At 64.6% G+C, this 16506-nt stretch carries 14 protein-coding genes and 2 tRNA genes; 10 read left to right on the top strand and 6 right to left on the bottom strand.

What is annotated here, in order from left to right:
- Window positions 1-59: 59 nt before the first annotated feature.
- Window positions 60-1103, bottom strand: a complete 1044-nt coding sequence (gene gntR / locus DFR45_RS02370) for an HTH-type transcriptional regulator GntR (RefSeq protein WP_114482067.1) — start codon at window positions 1101-1103, stop codon at window positions 60-62.
- 155 nt (window positions 1104-1258) lie between these two features.
- Between gntR and DFR45_RS02365 the strand changes: the two genes are divergently transcribed.
- The 5 genes from DFR45_RS02365 to eda all read left to right on the top strand — a co-directional run bounded on the left by DFR45_RS02365 (window position 1259) and on the right by eda (window position 6248).
- Complete coding sequence (locus tag DFR45_RS02365) at window positions 1259-1786, top strand: gluconokinase (RefSeq protein WP_241659385.1); 528 nt, start codon at window positions 1259-1261, stop codon at window positions 1784-1786.
- Window positions 1787-1821: 35 nt separating this feature from the next.
- Complete coding sequence (locus DFR45_RS02360) at window positions 1822-3153, top strand: MFS transporter (RefSeq protein ID WP_114482066.1); 1332 nt, start codon at window positions 1822-1824, stop codon at window positions 3151-3153.
- Window positions 3154-3248: 95 nt separating this feature from the next.
- Entirely contained in the window at window positions 3249-3506 is a 258-nt protein-coding gene (locus tag DFR45_RS14310; protein WP_147269956.1) for a hypothetical protein, read from the top strand.
- Between the two features lie 173 nt (window positions 3507-3679).
- Window positions 3680-5515, top strand: a complete 1836-nt coding sequence (edd, locus tag DFR45_RS02355; RefSeq protein WP_114482065.1) for a phosphogluconate dehydratase — start codon at window positions 3680-3682, stop codon at window positions 5513-5515.
- A gap of 97 nt (window positions 5516-5612) precedes the next feature.
- A complete protein-coding gene (eda, locus tag DFR45_RS02350) occupies window positions 5613-6248 on the top strand; it encodes a bifunctional 4-hydroxy-2-oxoglutarate aldolase/2-dehydro-3-deoxy-phosphogluconate aldolase (protein ID WP_114482064.1) in 636 nt (211 codons plus the stop codon).
- A 343-nt stretch (window positions 6249-6591) separates the two neighbouring features.
- Here the strand turns inward: eda and DFR45_RS02345 are convergent.
- The 3 genes from DFR45_RS02345 to DFR45_RS02335 form a co-directional block, all read right to left on the bottom strand.
- Window positions 6592-6668: transfer RNA gene (locus DFR45_RS02345), tRNA-Arg, on the bottom strand.
- A 66-nt stretch (window positions 6669-6734) separates the two neighbouring features.
- Complete coding sequence (locus DFR45_RS02340) at window positions 6735-7565, bottom strand: enoyl-CoA hydratase/isomerase family protein (protein ID WP_158636989.1); 831 nt, start codon at window positions 7563-7565, stop codon at window positions 6735-6737.
- Between the two features lie 134 nt (window positions 7566-7699).
- A tRNA-Leu gene (locus tag DFR45_RS02335) sits at window positions 7700-7784 on the bottom strand.
- A gap of 39 nt (window positions 7785-7823) precedes the next feature.
- On the opposite strand from DFR45_RS02335, the gene cysM reads away from it, so the two are divergent.
- The gene (gene cysM, locus DFR45_RS02330) at window positions 7824-8726 is read left to right on the top strand and encodes a cysteine synthase CysM (RefSeq protein WP_114482062.1); all 903 of its coding nucleotides are present in this window, start codon (window positions 7824-7826) and stop codon (window positions 8724-8726) included.
- A gap of 23 nt (window positions 8727-8749) precedes the next feature.
- Window positions 8750-11401, top strand: coding sequence for a DNA mismatch repair protein MutS (mutS, locus tag DFR45_RS02325; protein WP_114482061.1), 2652 nt, complete (start codon window positions 8750-8752; stop codon window positions 11399-11401).
- Between the two features lie 131 nt (window positions 11402-11532).
- Here the strand turns inward: mutS and DFR45_RS02320 are convergent, their stop codons facing one another.
- Window positions 11533-12357 (bottom strand): undecaprenyl-diphosphate phosphatase, encoded by an 825-nt coding sequence (locus tag DFR45_RS02320; protein WP_114482206.1) that lies wholly within the window; start codon window positions 12355-12357, stop codon window positions 11533-11535.
- A gap of 329 nt (window positions 12358-12686) precedes the next feature.
- Here DFR45_RS02320 and DFR45_RS02315 point away from each other — a divergent pair, with 329 nt between their 5' ends.
- Window positions 12687-12920, top strand: a complete 234-nt coding sequence (locus DFR45_RS02315) for an I78 family peptidase inhibitor (RefSeq protein ID WP_425320869.1) — start codon at window positions 12687-12689, stop codon at window positions 12918-12920.
- An 84-nt stretch (window positions 12921-13004) separates the two neighbouring features.
- Here DFR45_RS02315 and DFR45_RS02310 read toward each other — a convergent pair whose 3' ends face one another.
- Window positions 13005-13952 carry an inositol monophosphatase family protein gene (locus tag DFR45_RS02310; RefSeq protein ID WP_114482059.1) on the bottom strand — a complete coding sequence of 316 codons (948 nt, stop codon included), beginning with the start codon at window positions 13950-13952 and terminating at the stop codon, window positions 13005-13007.
- A 578-nt stretch (window positions 13953-14530) separates the two neighbouring features.
- Here DFR45_RS02310 and DFR45_RS02305 point away from each other — a divergent pair.
- On the top strand, window positions 14531-16006 hold the full coding sequence (locus DFR45_RS02305; RefSeq protein WP_114482058.1) for a tyrosine-type recombinase/integrase: 1476 nt from the start codon (window positions 14531-14533) through the stop codon (window positions 16004-16006).
- 132 nt (window positions 16007-16138) lie between these two features.
- Window positions 16139-16351, top strand: a complete 213-nt coding sequence (locus DFR45_RS02300) for a hypothetical protein (protein WP_114482057.1) — start codon at window positions 16139-16141, stop codon at window positions 16349-16351.
- Window positions 16352-16506: the final 155 nt, after the last annotated feature.

Below are 16506 nucleotides of genomic sequence, written 5' to 3'. Positions count from 1 at the left end.
ATTCCAGGGTCAAGTTTCACCCGAAAGCGGAAAGGGCATAGAGCCGGCCCTATCTCATGTCAGGCGCTCTCGCGCTGCACCACTTTCCATGCCAGCTCGATGCACTCAGATTCAATAGGCTCGCCACGCATCAATTGCAGCAGCATCTGCGCCGCCGTCTGTCCGATCTCCCGCCGTGGTGTATGGACGCTGGTCAGGCTGGGTACCAGTTGTTCGCTAGCGGGCAGGTCATTGAATCCAGCCACTGCAACGTCTGTGGGCACCGAGATGCCCAGACGTGGCGCGGCCATCAGCGCGCCTTGGGCCAGGTCGTCGTTACAGAAAAAGATAGCATCGGGCGTGGCCTCGACCATGATGTGAGCAAACATTTGCGCGCCCAGGGCCAAGGACGATGGCTCGGGCCACAGAAATTCCAGTGCCGGGTCATAACAGCCCGCGTTCTGCAGGGCGCGGCGATAGCCCTCAGCGCGCTGCATCACCCGGGCATCCAGTTGTGCCGCGGCATAGGCAATGCGGCGAGCGCCACGGGCCAGCAGGTGCTCGGTGAGTGCTTGGCCAGCGGCCTGCTGCGAAAAGCCGACGCAGTACACGCCAGGGGCGCGGCGTATTTCCATCATGTGCACACAGGGCACGCCACTGGTCTGGATCAAGGTACGAGCTCCTTCGCTGCGTTCGAAGCCGGTCACGATCAGGCCGGCAGGGCGATGTGCGAGTTGCTCGCGCAGCAATTGCTCTTCCTCGTGGGGATCATAGTGAGTCACCCCGATAAGTGTCTGGTAACCGCCAGTGCGCAGGGTGGACTGCACGGCCTCCAGCAAGTCGACGAACAGGGTATTGGTCAGCAAAGGGATAAGCACTGCCACATGGCTGCTGCGCTGCGAGGCAAGGGCGCGGGCCGCAGGATCAGGTACGTAGCCCAGTGATTCCGCGGCGGCCCTGGCGCGTGCCACCAGCTCGGGCGCAACGGCTCGCTCGCCGCGTAGCGCGCGCGAGACGGTGATCGGGCTCACGCCTGCGGCGCGAGCCACATCCTGCAAAGTTACGCGGCCGGTGCTCCGACGGCCACTTCGGGGAGACTTGGCATCCCTGTCAGGGCAGAGCATTTGGTGTAAACCCTAGTAATTTGAACGATGATTATGCTTTAGGATAGCGCTATCCAAGAGGGTCGCCACATCGGCAGGCTCACCAAAGCAACCTGGGGGTCGCAGCGACCTCTTTTCCGCGCCCGGAAGATAGCGCTATCCAAAGAGGAGATCCGATGGAGACATCGCACAAACCCATCTGGCTGGTGGTCATGGGCGTGGCAGGTTGCGGCAAGTCCAGCTTGGGTCATGCGGTGGCGACCGAGTTGGGCTTACCGCTGATCGAGGGTGATGACTTTCATCCGGAATCCAACATCCGCAAGATGAAAAGCGGCACCCCCCTGACCGACGCTGATCGCGCAGGTTGGCTGAAACGCCTGGGCGAGGAAATGGCGGCTCACCAAAGCGGCGCAGTACTCACCTGTTCGGCTCTCAAGCGTGCCTATCGCGACCGACTGCGTGCTGCAGTTCCAGGCTTGTGCTTCATCTTCATGCAGATTGACCGCAACGAGGCCGCCGCCAGGGTGCAGGCCCGTGAAGCAGCGCATATTTTCCCCGCCAGCCTGGTGGACAGCCAGTTCCAGACTCTGGAGTCTCCTGTCGGCGAGCCCGGGGTGCTGGCAGTGCAAGCCACTGCGCCTTTAGCGCAGTCCGTTGCACGGGTGCGCGCATGGCTGCAGCAGGAACCACCGGCTGCCAGCTGATCCTTCCCTATCACGTTCCTTCGATAAAAGACATCATGACGACCACATCCTCCTCACTCGCCACGGGCACGGCGGAATTCCCAGCGCAGCAGAGCCCTGTACCCAACCGGCGCTGGCGCATCGGCGGCCTGCTCGGCGCGGGTGTGCTGGTTAACTATTTCGATCGCCTGAGCTTGTCGGTGGCAGCGCCGCAGATTCAAGCGGAATTCCACCTTTCGCCCGAGCAGATTGGTTTCTTCCTCTCCGCCTTCTTCTGGACCTATGCGCTTTTGCAGGTGCCGGCCGGCATGCTGTTGGACCGCTACGGCCCCACGCGCATCGGGCGCTGGGGTGCGCTGGCGTGGGGCATTGCCTCGACGTTGACGGCTCTGGCCAGCGGCTGGGCCGGCATCTTTGCCGCACGCATGTTGCTGGGCATTGCCGAGGCGCCAGGCTTTATGGTCAGTTCAAAGGCCACGGGCTATTGGTTTCCACGAAGCGAACGTGCGCTGGCTACCGCTATCTTCGATGCAGCGGCCAAGTTCTCGAATGTGATCGGCGTGCCTTTGGTGGCCTTCGTGGTGGTGGGTTTTGGCTGGCGCTGGGGTTTTGGGGTGTGTGCGGTGCTGAGCTTTCTTTATTTCTTTGCATTCTTGCTGATCTATCGCGATCCGAGTCAGGACGAGAAGCTCAGCGCCGCCGAGCGTCGCTACATCGTCGAGGGCGGTGCAGCGCCTGAAGGTGCGCCGGCCGGCGGCACGAGCGGCATGTTGGGCTTCCTGCTGCGCCAGCCGAAGGTTTGGGGTTTGATACTGGGATTCGCTGCCTATGGCTATTCCTTTTATCTTTTTTTGACATGGTTGCCAGGTTATCTGGTACAGGCCATGCACATGAGTATCCTCAAGTCAGCCGGCTTTGCAGCCATTCCGTGGATGGTGGCCACACTGACCGATCTGTTCGTCGGCGGTTGGCTGATCGACCACCTGATCGCCAAGGGCTATCCTGAGTCAATAGTGCGAAAAACGGTGCTGGTGTGCGGCATGGTGCTCGGCTTGGCGGTGTTTGGCGCCACGCAAACTACAGACCCGGTGTGGGCCATCTTGTGGATCTCCATCGCCCTGGGTGGCCTGGCCGCCGCAGCGCCGGTGAGCTGGTCGCTGCCTTCTCTGATAGCGCCGAAGGGCGGAGTCGGCACGGTAGGTGGGCTGATGAATTTTGGCAACAACCTGATGGGCGCCGCCGCACCGATCGCCACCGGCTTCATCGTGGGTGCCACCGGCTCTTTCATCAATGCCTTCTTACTGGCGGGCGTGATCCTGATCGTCGGCATCGGTGCCTTCATGTTTCTGCTGGGGCGCATTGAGCCAATCACCGAGCCATCGGCTTGATGCTCCTAGGAGCCTGTCGGACTTTGGGCGTCGATAGCGAGAATGCGCCCCAGCGAGGCCAGTTTTTGCCGGATTCGCAGCCCCATAGTGGTGCTATGGGGCAAGAAGACGGTAAAAAATGGGCCGCTGCGGCGCATTCGCAGCCGACGATTCCAAAGTCCGACAGGCTCCTAGCCTGCGGCATGGACTTGAATCCAGATTGTTCATTAGGCGGTGCTGTGCATCTACGCGGGCGCTGGCGGACGTCAGCCTGTCATTTGAGCCGCGGCTTCGTCGTTCGTGACAGCACCAGGAACTCCTCATCCGCAACCAAACTGCCTTGCCAGCCGCCTCGCCATCGGCCCGTCTCCTAATGAACCATCTGGGTTGAGCCGATGCCTTGATGGAGACGGTTGCCAACGTCGTGCGCAAGCATTCGGGCCTTTGCTGCATGGGTTCCGCTGCCGGCCACGAGGTCCGATGAAACCGAAATCGTTCGCTTGGCCGCTCTCATAGAAGGGCGGCACCCTCCCTTTCACCGCGCGCCATGACCATGCTCCACCCAACGCTCCACGCCGTCACCGAACGCATTCGCCAAAAGAGCCGCGATCTGCGCGCGGCTTACCTGCAGCAGATTGCCAAAATCGGTGCTCGCGCGCGTGGTACCGACCGCATGGGCTGTGCCAACGTCGCCCATGCGGTGGCCGGATTGCCAGCCAATGACAAGCTGCGCATCCTGGCCGAGCACGGGCCGAACATTGGCATCGTCACGGCTTACAACGACCTGCTGTCCGCCCATGCACCCTTGCGCACCTATCCCGAAGTCATCAAGGACGAGGCCCGCAAATTGGGCGCCACCGCACAGGTGGCAGGCGGCGTGCCTGCCATGTGCGATGGGGTGACGCAAGGCACAGCGGGCATGGATCTGAGCTTGTTCAGCCGCGACGTGATCGCCATGGGCACCGCCATCGCACTGACGCACGACATGTTCGACGCCGCGCTGATGTTGGGCGTCTGCGACAAGATCGTGCCCGGCCTGCTGATCGGCGCGCTGCATTTCGGACATCTACCCACAGTGTTCGTGCCGGCCGGCCCCATGTCATCTGGTCTGTCCAACAGCGCCAAGGCCAAAGTGCGCGAGCGGGCCGCCCAGGGCCTGGTGGGCCGCGAGGGCCTGCTCGATGCTGAAATGAAGGCCTACCACGACCAAGGCACCTGCACTTTTTATGGTACGGCCAACAGCAACCAGATGCTGTTGGAGGCAATGGGACTGCATGTGCCCGGCACGGCCTTCATTCAACCCCGTGACGACCTGCGCGAGCGTCTGACGCGCGAGGCCGTGCGCACCGTGCTCGGCAAGACCCCCGCGCCGGGCAACTACCGGGTGCCACCCATCGGCCAACTGGTGGACGAGCGTTGTATCGTCAATGCGGTGGTCGCACTGCTCGCTACGGGCGGCTCCACCAACCACTTGATCCACTGGGTGGCTGTCGCGCGCGCGGCGGGCATCCTGATTGACTGGAACGATTTCTCGCAGTTATCAGACGTGGTGCCGCTGCTGACCCGGGTGTACCCCAATGGCACGGCTGACGTAAATGCCTTCCAGGCCGCAGGTGGCCCGGGCTTCGTGATCCATGAACTGCTGGAGGCGGGGCTGATGCACGCCGACGTCCTGACCGTGCGCCCAGGGGGCCTGGCCGAGTACACCCAGATCCCGGCGGTCACCCAGAGCGGCGCCGGACTGCACTGGGTGCCCGCCTGGCCGTCGAAAAACTTGGAGGTGGCCCGACCGGTCGACAGCCCATTCAGCGCCACCGGTGGCCTTAGGCTGCTCACTGGCAACCTGGGGCGTGGCGTGATCAAGGTTTCCTCGGTGCCGGACGACCGAAAGGTGATCGAGGCTCCGGCGAGGGTCTTTGACTCTCAGGCGGCGTTGCAGGATGCCTTCACCGCCGGCGAGCTGGAGTGCGACGTGGTCTGTGTGGTGCGCTGGCAAGGGCCGCAGGCCAATGGTATGCCCGAGCTGCACAAGTTGACCCCACTGCTGTCGGTGTTGCAAGACAAAGGCTTCAAAGTGGCGTTGGTCACCGACGGCCGCATGAGCGGTGCGTCGGGCAAGGTGCCTGCAGCCATCCACGTGTCACCTGAAGCGGCTGCCGGTGGACCGCTGGCCAAGGTGCGTGACGGCGACCTGATCCGCCTCGACGCCGTAGCCGGCACGCTGGCTGTGCTGGTGCCGCAGGGTGAATGGACTCAGCGCGAAACGGCCTCCATGCCGGCTGCCCAGTGCGCGGCCAATGGCCGTGGCCTGGGCCGCGAACTTTTTGCCAGCATGCGCCGCAACGCCGCTACGGCAGAGCAAGGTGCCTGCACCTGGTTCTGAATTACCGGCGACACCGGGCGCGATGGCAGTTTCTGGCGTCGAGCACGCTGCCGCCGTATCCGCCCCTGGTTTGGCCGCCTTCTGAAAATCCAACGACATGACACCAACCTTCACTGCCCTCGACGTGATGCATGATGCGCCCGTCATTCCCGTCATCGTGTTGAACGATCCACAAGATGCCGCGCCCCTGGCCCGGGCGCTGGTTGGCGGCGGCATCCGTATGCTCGAAGTGACGCTGCGCACGCCGGTGGCCCTTCAATGCATCGAGCGCATCGCCAAAGAAGTGCCTGAGGCCGTAGCCGGCGCCGGCACCATCCGCAGCGCAGCCGATGCCCAAGCCGCCGCGCTGGCCGGCGCGCGTTTTGGCGTGAGTCCGGGCTACACCCGCGCCGTAGGCAAGGCCTGCCTCGACTTGGGAATGCCGCTGCTGCCCGGCGTAGTCACTAGCAGCGAAATCATGCTGGCTCAGGAAGATGGCTACCAGCAGCTCAAGTTCTTCCCTGCACTGCAGGCGGGTGGTGCGCCTATGCTCAAAGCTTGGCAGGGCCCCTTTGGCGACGTCAAATTCTGCCCCACCGGTGGTATTCACGCGGGCAATGCGGCCGAGTTCCTATCGCTGGCCAACGTGGCCTGCGTTGGCGGCTCGTGGGTCGTTCCTGCGGATGCGATCGCGCAGAAGGACTGGGCGCGCATCGAGACTTTGGCGCGCGAGGCGAGCAACCTGCTGCGCTGAGGTATCGCCAGACGAGCCTGGCAGCCTGTCGGACTTTGGAATCGTCGGCTGCGAATGCGCCGCAGTGGCCCATTCTCGCTATCGACGCCCAAAGTCCGACAGGCTGCTGGACGAGCGTATGACAAGAAGCAAGGGCCATCAGGCTGCACTGATGCGTGCTGAAGGCGTGATTCGCGGATTTACGAACTGTAGGCTGGGCCGGTGCTTGCCAGAGCACATTGCAGGAAATTTACGCAGAGGTTCAAAAACTCTGAGCCTCTGAGGCGCCGCCGTCAAATCCGCCAACAAAGAAAAACGGGTTAGTCACTTTTGTGACTAACCCGTTGCTCTAGAACGTTAATTCTGGCGCGGCTGGCAGGAATCGAACCCACGACCCCTTGGTTCGTAGCCAAGTACTCTATCCAGCTGAGCTACAGCCGCGAAGCCTCGAATTATAGTGGTGAATTTGCGATGGCGATCAAAATATCCGACTTCTTTTGCTGGTTTTCAGCCTTGCGGGGACGCCACTGCAGCGGCAGTCAGGGGTGCTTTCTTTTGCGCGAAGGACTGCACTGCAGCATTGAAGTCCGGCGTCATCAGCCCGAGCACTTGCGCGTGATTTTCGAGTTCGAGCGCGGCCGCCAGGCTGGGCGCGTCCAGGTTTTGCCACATGAGCCGCTTGGTGTGCGCGGTGGAGTAGGGTGGATTGGCGACGATCTGCTGTGCGCATTCGAGCGCGCGCGGCAGCAGCTGCTCGGGCGGCACGAGGCCGCTGAGCAGGCCCGCTTGCAATGCTTCGTCGGCGGGCATGGGGCGACCCGTGAGCATCAACTCGAACGCGCGGCCCGCACCGATCAGGCGTGGCAGGTGGTAGCTGATGCCGCACTCGCCCGCGGTCAGGCCAATGCGCACGGCGCCGATGTGAAACTGCGTGCGCGCGGTGCCAAAGCGCACGTCGGCCGCCAGCGTCAGCGCCATGCCCGCGCCCACGGCCACGCCATCCACGGCGGCGATCACGGCCGCGTCGCTGGCGCGCAAGCGCTGGATCAAGCCCGCGAAAGTCTGCTGCAGACGCATGGCTTGCAGCACGTCCGAGTCATCGAAGCCTTTGTCTTCAACCCACGCCTTGAGGTCGAGCCCGGCGCAAAAATGCCCGCCTTCGCCATACAGCACCAGCGCGCGCAGGGTGCCGCCGGCCAGGATCTGGTCGAAGAGCCGGTGCAGCGCTTGCATCAGCGCCAGATGCAGCGCGTTGCGGCGCGCCGGCCGCTGCAGGCGCAAGACGCCGATTCCTGGCGCGGGCGTGCTGTAGTCGAATTCGTTCGAGGCTGGTTCCATGGTGCGTCTCCTTCGTTTCTTGTTGATGGGCAAGGCCATCTTACGCCATGGTTTTTGAGGCTGCAGCCCGCTTTTTGCGCCAGAAAAAGCAAAAAGCCGCACGTCACAAACGACAGAGCGGCTCTTTTTTGCGCTGGTGCCCGGGGCCGGACTCGAACCGGCACGCCTCGCGGCGGGGGATTTTGAGTCCCCTGCGTCTACCAATTTCACCACCCGGGCGGCATGCAATGAAGCCGGCAATTATGGCACAGTTAGGCCATGCAATACCCAACCATAGAAGACACCGTAGGCCGCACGCCGCTCGTGGCCTTGCAGCGCATCGGTGCGCAGGACAGCGCCACGCGCGGCAACGTCATTTTGGCCAAGCTCGAGGGCAACAACCCTGCCGGTTCGGTGAAAGACCGGCCTGCGCTTTCGATGATCCGCCGCGCCGAGGAGCGCGGCGAGATCCGTCCCGGCGACACGCTGATCGAGGCCACCTCGGGCAACACCGGCATTGCGCTGGCCATGGCCGCGGCCATCAAGGGCTACCGCATGGTGCTCGTGATGCCCGAAGACCTCTCGATCGAGCGCGCGCAGACCATGAAGGCGTTTGGCGCCGAGCTCGTGCTCACGCCCAAGAGCGGCGGCATGGAGTACGCGCGCGACCTCGCCGAAGCCATGCAAAAGCGCGGCGAAGGCAAGGTGCTCGACCAGTTCGCCAACCCTGACAACCCGCGCAGCCACTACGAAACCACGGGGCCCGAGCTGTGGGAGCAGACGGGCGGGCGCATCACGCACTTCGTGAGCGCCATGGGCACTACGGGCACGATCACGGGTGTGGCGCGTTTCCTCAAGGAAAAGAACCCCGCCATTCAAGTGATCGGTGCGCAGCCGCAGGAGGGCGCGCGCATTCCGGGCATACGCAAGTGGCCCGAGGAATACCTGCCCAAAATTTACGACCCTGGCCTGGTCGATGAACTGATCTACGTTGGCCAGGACGACGCCGAGGACATGTGCCGGCGCCTCGCGCGCGAAGAGGGCATTTTTGCGGGCATTTCTGCGGCCGGGGCGTGCTGGGCGGCGCAGCAGATCGGCGCGCGCGTGCAGCAGGCGACGGTGGTGTTCGTGGTCTGCGACCGCGGCGACCGTTATCTTTCCACGGGCGTGTTCCCGGTCTGACGCAGGGCGGTGCTGTTCCAGAAATGAAGCCACGCAACGACTTTTCTGCCGCGGCCGCAGCGGGCGCCGCGCCCGACAAGACCCACACGCCCATGATGCAGCAGTACCTGGCCCTCAAGGCCCAGTACCCCGATACGCTGCTGCTCTACCGCATGGGCGATTTTTACGAGCTGTTTTACGCCGACGCGGAAAAGGCCGCGCGCTTGCTCGACATCACGCTGACGCAGCGCGGGCATTCGGCGGGGCAGCCGATTCCGATGGCGGGGGTGCCGTTTCATGCGCTCGACAATTACCTCGCGCGGCTGATCCGGCTTGGTGAATCGGCGGCCATTTGCGAGCAGGTGGGCGATCCGGCAAGCAGCAAGGGGCCTGTGGAGCGCAAGGTGGTGCGCGTGGTCACGCCCGGCACCTTGACAGACGCCGAGCTGCTGCCCGACAAGGCCGAGGCGCTGTTGCTCGCGCTGCATCAGGGGCCGCGCGGGCGCTATGGGCTGGCGTGGGCGAGCGTCACGCAAGGGCTGGTGCACCTGGCCGAATGCACGGCGCAAGGGCTCGCGGATTGGCTGGCGCGCATCGCGCCGAGCGAGTTGATCTACAGCGCGGGCTGCAGCACGGCGCTCGAAAACCAATTGCAAGCGCTGCGCCACAGCGGCACGCTGGCCTGCCCTTTGAGCCCGCGGCCCGATTGGCAGTTCGACAGCGCGCTGGGCGAGCGCAAGCTGCTCGAAGTGCTGGGCGCAGCGAGCTTGCACGCCTGGAATGCGCAAGACTTGCCGCTCGCGCACGCGGCGGCGGCGGCTTTGCTGGCTTACGCCGAGCACACGCAGGGTCGGGCGCTGAGCCACATCCACGGCGTGCAGGTGCAGCGAGACGACGCGCTGATCGATCTGCCGCCGGCCACGCGGCGCAATCTGGAGCTGGTCAAGACGCTGCGCGGCGACGATGCGCCCACGCTGTTTTCGCTGCTCGACACCTGCTGCACGGGCATGGGCAGCCGTTTGCTCAAGACCTGGCTGCTCACGCCGCAGCGCGAGCGCAGCGCGGCGCGCGCGCGTCTCGCGGCGATCACGGCTTTGCGTGGGATGGACGGCGATGGCGCCTGGAAGGCGCTGCGCGCTGCGCTGCAGGGCGTGAGCGACGTGGAGCGCATCACGGCGCGCATCGCCTTGCGCCAGGTGCGTCCGCGCGAGTTGTTGGCGCTGGGCAGGACGCTCCAAAAAACAGAGCTGCTTGCGCAGGATTTACCTGCGCAAGAGCCGTATTTGATGCAAATTTTTGCAGCGCTGCAGCCGCCCGCCGCCTGCGTGGATTTGCTCGCGCGCGCGATAGCGCCTGAGCCTGCGGCGCTGGTGCGCGACGGCGGCGTGATCGCGCCCGGGTTCGACGCCGAGCTCGACGAGCTGCGCGCGATCCAAACCGGTTGCGACGACTTTCTGCTCGACCTCGAAGGGCGCGAAAAAGCGCGCACCGGCATCCCGAATCTGCGCGTGCAGTTCAACAAGGTGCACGGGTTTTACATCGAAGTCACGGGCAGCTACCTGGAGCGCGTGCCCGCGGACTACCGCCGCCGCCAGACGCTGAAAAACGCCGAGCGCTTCATCACGCCCGAGCTCAAGGCCTTCGAGGACAAGGCGCTGTCGGCGCAGGAGCGTGCGCTGGCGCGCGAAAAATGGCTGTACGAGCAGCTGCTCGACCAGCTCCAGCCGCATGTGCCCGCGCTCACGCGGCTCGCGCAGGCGCTCGCGGCGCTCGACGTGCTGTGCGCGCTGGCCGAGCGTTCGCTCACGCTAGCTTGGTGCGCGCCGCAGTTCGCGCCCGAGCCCTGCATCGAGATCGAAGCCGGGCGCCACCCGGTGGTCGAGGCGCGCCTGGCCGAAACCTCGCGCGGCGCGTTCATCGCGAACCACACGCGCCTGAACGCGAACATGCGCATGCAGATCATCACCGGCCCCAACATGGGCGGCAAGTCCACCTACATGCGCCAGGTGGCGCTGATCGTGCTGCTCGCGAGCATGGGCAGCTACGTGCCCGCGCGCGCCTGCCGCCTCGGGCCGATCGACGCGATCCACACGCGCATAGGCGCGGCCGACGACCTCGCGAACGCGCAATCGACCTTCATGCTCGAGATGACCGAGGCCGCGCAAATTTTGCACAGCGCCACGCCGCACAGCCTGGTGCTGATGGACGAAATCGGGCGCGGCACCAGCACCTTCGACGGCCTTGCGCTCGCCAGCGGCATCGCCACGCACCTGCACGACAAGACGCGCGCTTTCACGCTGTTTGCCACGCATTATTTCGAGCTCACCGAGCTGCCCGCGAGCGCGCGCCACGCCGTGAACGTGCACGTGAGCGCGGCCGAGTCGGGCAGCGACATCGTGTTTTTGCACGAGATCCAGCCCGGCCCGGCGAGCCGCAGCTACGGCATCCAGGTCGCCAAGCTCGCGGGCATGCCGGCCGCCGTGCTGCAGCACGCGCGCCACACGCTCGCCACGCTCGAAGAACGTGCGCGCGCCGGGCAATTGCAGGTCGATTTGTTCGCCCCGCCGCCCGAACCCGACACCGCGCTGGCGGCGCCGAGCGCGGTCGAAGAGGCGCTTGCCACCATAGACCCCGACGCGCTGAGCCCGCGCGAGGCGCTCGAGGCGTTGTACCGGCTCAAGCGCTTGCAGGAGTGATTGCTCCTTTTCCAGGAGCTGCTTGCGCTGATTTCATGCGCTCTTCAAGCAAAAACAGCTTGAGACGGCCGAGTTGCAAGCGTAAGCAGCTCCGCAATGCATAGCGCATCACGCGGTGGTGCCCGTGCCGCTCATTCCACCCACTGCACCCAGCCCGTCCAGGCCGTGAGCAGCACGAGCAGGCCGAAGGCGATGCGGTAGTAGGCAAACGGGATGAAGTCGTGCGTGCTGATGTAGCGCAGCAGCCAGCGCACGCACAGCCAGGCGCTGAGAAACGAAAACACCAGCCCCGTCAGAAAAAGCGGCATGTCGGCCAGCGACAGCAGCGCGCGCTCTTTGTAGAGGCTGTAGGCGCCCGCGCCGATCAGCGTGGGAATCGCGAGGAAGAAGGAGAAGTCCGTCGCCGCCTGGCGCGACAGCCCGAGCAGCATGCCGCCGATGATGGTCGCGCCGCTGCGGCTCGTGCCCGGCACCATGGCCAGGCACTGCACCAGGCCGACCTTGAGCGCGTCGAACGCCGTGAGCTCGTCCACGGTGGCGATGCGCGTCGCACGCGGTGCGCGGCGCTCGGCCCAGAGGATGATGAAGCCGCCCGCGATGAAGGTGCTGGCCACGACCAGCGGCGTGAACAGGTGTTCCTTGATCGCCTTGCCCGCGAGCAGCCCCAGCACCACCGCGGGCAGGAACGCGATCAGCACGTTGAGTGCGAGCCGCTGCGCGCTGCGCTCGCGCGGCAGCCCCGCGAGCGTGGTGCGAATCTTGGGCCAATAAACCAGGATCACGGCAAAAATCGCCCCGGTCTGGATCGCGATGTCGAACACCTTGGCCTTGGCATCGTCGAAGTGCAGCAGCGCGCCCACGAGGATCAGGTGGCCGGTGGAGGAGATGGGCAAAAACTCGGTCAAACCTTCGACCACGCCCATGACGGCGGCCTTGATCAGCAAAACGATGTCCATGGAGGTTCCGGGGAAAGGGTGCAGGGTGAAAAAGTGGCCGCGATTATGCTGCGTGCGCTTGCGCATGGGCTGCCATGCCCCAGACGGCCTTCGCAATGACGTGGCACGAGCAGCGCAGACTCCGGCAGCCCCGCCCGGAACGGGCATTCTGCGCTTACCGTTGGTGACGGGGCGCGAAGTGGGTGGCGCTATCGTTGCGCACCGCCTGCGCAAGGCCTCGCTCAACCCTGCAACTCTGGAGTTTTTGGATGCGTATCGTTTTCCTTTTTCTGACTGCAACAGGCCTTGGTCTGCTCGCCGGCTGCGCTGCGCCGCCCGGCCCAAACGAAGTGGCATTCCCGAGCCCAGGCCCGCGCGGCGGCGTTTGCAATGCGCAGCCGGCCCAGGCCGTGATCGGCAAGCAGGGCACGGCTTCGGTGGTGGAGCAGGCGCGCGTGCTTTCGGGCGCGGCCATGGCGCGGGTGCTGCGCCAGGGGCAGGCGGTGACGCTGGAGTTCAACGCCGAGCGGCTGAATCTGATCGTCGATGCGCAGGGGCGCATCACGGCCGTGCGCTGCGGTTAATGGGCTGCGGTTGAAAAGCTGCAGGCGTGTGCGCTATCTGCGTGCAGCGTACCGAGAGCGCAGCGATGATGGTGGCGCGTGTCTTTACGCTGCCGCCTCGCCGCTCTCCTTGCGTTCATCGGCGTCTTCTGGGGCGCTGGGGGCATCATCTTCGGCCGACATGGCACCGGATGCGCCGGGCGCCTCCTGCACCGCCTGGCGCACGCCAGCCTTGTCGCCTGCGTTGGCAAACTTGCTGTATTTGCCGAGCAGGTGCACGAGCTGGCCGTAGATGCGTGGCGTGCCGGCGAGGCATTCTTTTTGTTCGAGGAAGTCGGCCTCGCCCGTGAAGTTGCCGACCAGCCCGCCCGCTTCGGTCACGAGCAGCGATCCCGCAGCCACGTCCCAGATGCTCAGGCCGGTCTCGAAAAAGCCGTCGGTGAAACCTGCCGCGACGTAGGCCAGATCGAGCGCCGCGGCGCCCGGGCGGCGCAGGCCGGCGGTGCGCGGCATCAGTTCGGCCATCATCAGCAGATAGGTCTTGAAGTCGTCGCCGGGGCGGAACGGAAAGCCCGTGGAGATCAGGCAGTCCTTGAGCTGGGTGCGTTTGCTCACGCGGATGCGGCGCTCGTTGAGGTAGGCGCCGCGGCCTTTGGTGGCGGTGAACAAGTCGTTGCGCGTGGGGTCGTACACCACGGCATGCTCGACCTTGCCCCGCACCATGAGCGCGATGCTCACGCAATACACCGGAAAGCCGTGGATGAAGTTGGTCGTGCCGTCCAGCGGGTCTATGACCCAGACATGTTCGGAATGCTTGGCGCCGTGCTGGCTGCCCGACTCTTCGGCCAGGATGCCGTGGCCCGGGTAGGCCGCGAGCAAAGTCTCGATGATGGCCTGCTCGGCCGCCTGATCCACCTCGGTGACGAAATCGTTGATCTGCTTTTGCGACACGCGCACGGCTTCCACGTCCAGCGCCGCGCGGTTGATGAGGGCGCCGGCGGCGCGGGCGGCCTTGATGGCCACATTGAGCATGGGGTGCAGGTTCGACGACATGGTGGGCGGGAGAGGGGGCAAAGCGGCGCAAGAAAGCGCAAAGAGACAGGCCGGGGCGGCGTTAGTGCCACAGCGACAATCGGGGCGAAGATTCTATCAACCCCCGATTTCCCGGATTTTCCAGATTTCCATTCAGCGGTTGCGAGCCCGAAGTAGGCAGCGCCATCGTTGCGCTTCCTTATGTCGCAGCGCCCGCGTAGGTGCGCAGCACCGCCCAATCGACAATCTGGGTTGAAGACGGAGCCTACGGCGCCAGTCTGGGCGTGGCCGGCGATTTGACCGCTGAAATAGAAAAGGGCCCTCAGCTTGATAGCTGGGGGCCCTTATCGTTATTGGTCGGCGTGGCGGGATTCGAACTCGCGACCCCTTGCACCCCATGCAATCTTATTGTTGTTGTTTTGCAACCTAGGCCGTCCACGATCGTTTGCCGCATATCTTAAAAAACAAGCACATACGAGATTGGCCGCGATTTTTGCGTCCATGATTGTCTGCTAAAGTCCACCTCAAGCCGGGCCGTTGTAGGCACCGTGTAGGCACCAGAAGGCGCGGGGCGTGTCGGGCGGATTGGGGATAGGCGCATGGCACAGGTGACGACAAAGGGGATGGATGCGGCCGCATCCGGGGCGGATCGCTGGATCGTGGAATCGCTGGGCAGAGGACGCGGAGCGTTCATCGGACGCATTACACCCAGCGGGTCACGGTCTTTTTATTTCCGCTACGCCGACCGCGACAGAAGACAGGTACGCCTGAAAATCGGTGACTACGACCCGAGCGGTCGCGCCGGGTTGTCCGTTGCCGACGCGCGCAAGATCGCGTTGGAGTGGTCGAGTCTGTATCGCGGTGACGAGAAAAAGGGTATCCCTGCGATCCGCGACCTGCGCGGCTACTTCGAGCAGCAGCGCCGCATCGCCGAGGAGAAAGATCGTGCACGGCTGGCGGAGTTGGAGCGCCAGCGCCGCGAGGCGGAAGATGCCGCGCGGCAAGCCGAACTCGAACGGCAGCGCCGCCTGACGGTGCGGCAGTTGTTCGAGCGGTGGGCCGCCGTGGAGCTGGCGCGGCAGATCGGGCCGAACGGCAAGCCATCGGGCCGCAAAGATGGCGGGCTGTATGTCCGCCAGCAGTTCGAGCGCCATGTATTCCCGGCCATTGGCGATGTGGCTGTCGCGGACCTGCGCAAGTCCGACCTGATGGCCATCTTCGACACCCACAAGGCGCGCGGGGCGCTGCGCACGGTGGGGGTGTTGTTTTCCGACCTCAAGCAAATGCTTCGGTTCGCGGTGCTGCGCGAAATCATCCCGACGAACCCGTTGGAGGGGCTGGGGCGATCCGACGTGGGCGGAACGGTCGGTGAAGAGCGCGAGCGCGTGCTGAGCGTTGAGGAAATCCGCCTGCTGGCGCAAGCGCTGCCACAGTCCCGCATGAACCGCCGCAGCGAGTTGGCGGTGTGGTTGATCCTGTCCACTGTATGCCGCGCGGGTGAGCTACTGGGCGCGCGGTGGGATAACGTCGATATGACGGCCCGGAAGTGGCGCATCCCGGCGGAGGACGCGAAGAACGGACGGGAGCACGTAGTCCACATGTCGGACTTCGCGCTGCGGCACATGCGCGCTCTGGCGGAACTGCGCGAACTGGGGCGGGATGGGCAACCGACGCCGTGGCTGTTCCCCGACCGGGTGGGCAAGGGGCCGGTGTGCATCAAGTCATTTGGCAAGCAGATTGCCGACCGCCAGCGCAGTGCGCTGCAAGAGCGCCTGTCCCGGCGCACGCTGGCGACCGATGCGCTGGTGCTGCCCGGCGGCCACTGGACAGCGCACGATCTGCGCCGCACGGGAGCGACACTGATGGCCGACAAGTTGGGTGTTCATCCGGCCATCGTGGACGAATGCCTGAATCACAAGGTGCCAAGCAAGGTGTCACGTACCTACCAAGTGACGCGCCGCTGGGCAGAGCAAGCCCGCGCGTTCGATGCGCTGGGGGAGTTCCTGGAGCGCGTCATCAGCGGCACGGAAGAGCGCGTTAACGTGATCCCGCTGGCGCGGGGTGCTGCCGCCTGATAGCCGATTGGGGGCGGCATTGCTGTCCCAAGAGCGCACAGGTGGTGTCGTTGCGCGCGGGGGAGCTACTGAATCGCATTATCGAAGGCCGCGAGGGAACATCGAACTTCATTCCGCTGAGTCGGGAGGAGGATGATCAGAGGCGACGACGCATTCAGGGCGCGCATCCAGGCCATACGCCTCTCCTACGCCGGCCGCTTCGTTGATTCCAAAATGAAGGGCAAGGATCTGGCAGACAACGATGACAGCGAGTACAAGAAGACCTTGCTGCAACTCATGACCATGATCTTCGAGGTGAACCAGGGCAGCCGGGTGGGCGAGTTGGAACTGGTGGTGGAGGGGTAGGCTACCGTTGAGTGCGGCATGATGTTCATGCTCGACCCCCGGCGGCCACCCAAAGTGCTCCACTTATGGCCACCCAAATTGCTCCACCTGACCAGTGGTGACCTGATGCATTGAGCTTGGCATGTTGGTCGCCCGCTGGCCGACAGGCAGGACGT

Origin of the sequence: Extensimonas vulgaris, assembly GCF_003337425.1 — a bacterium.
Lineage (GTDB): Bacteria > Pseudomonadota > Gammaproteobacteria > Burkholderiales > Burkholderiaceae_C > Extensimonas > Extensimonas vulgaris.
This window is presented reverse-complemented; position numbering and strand designations above follow the sequence as displayed.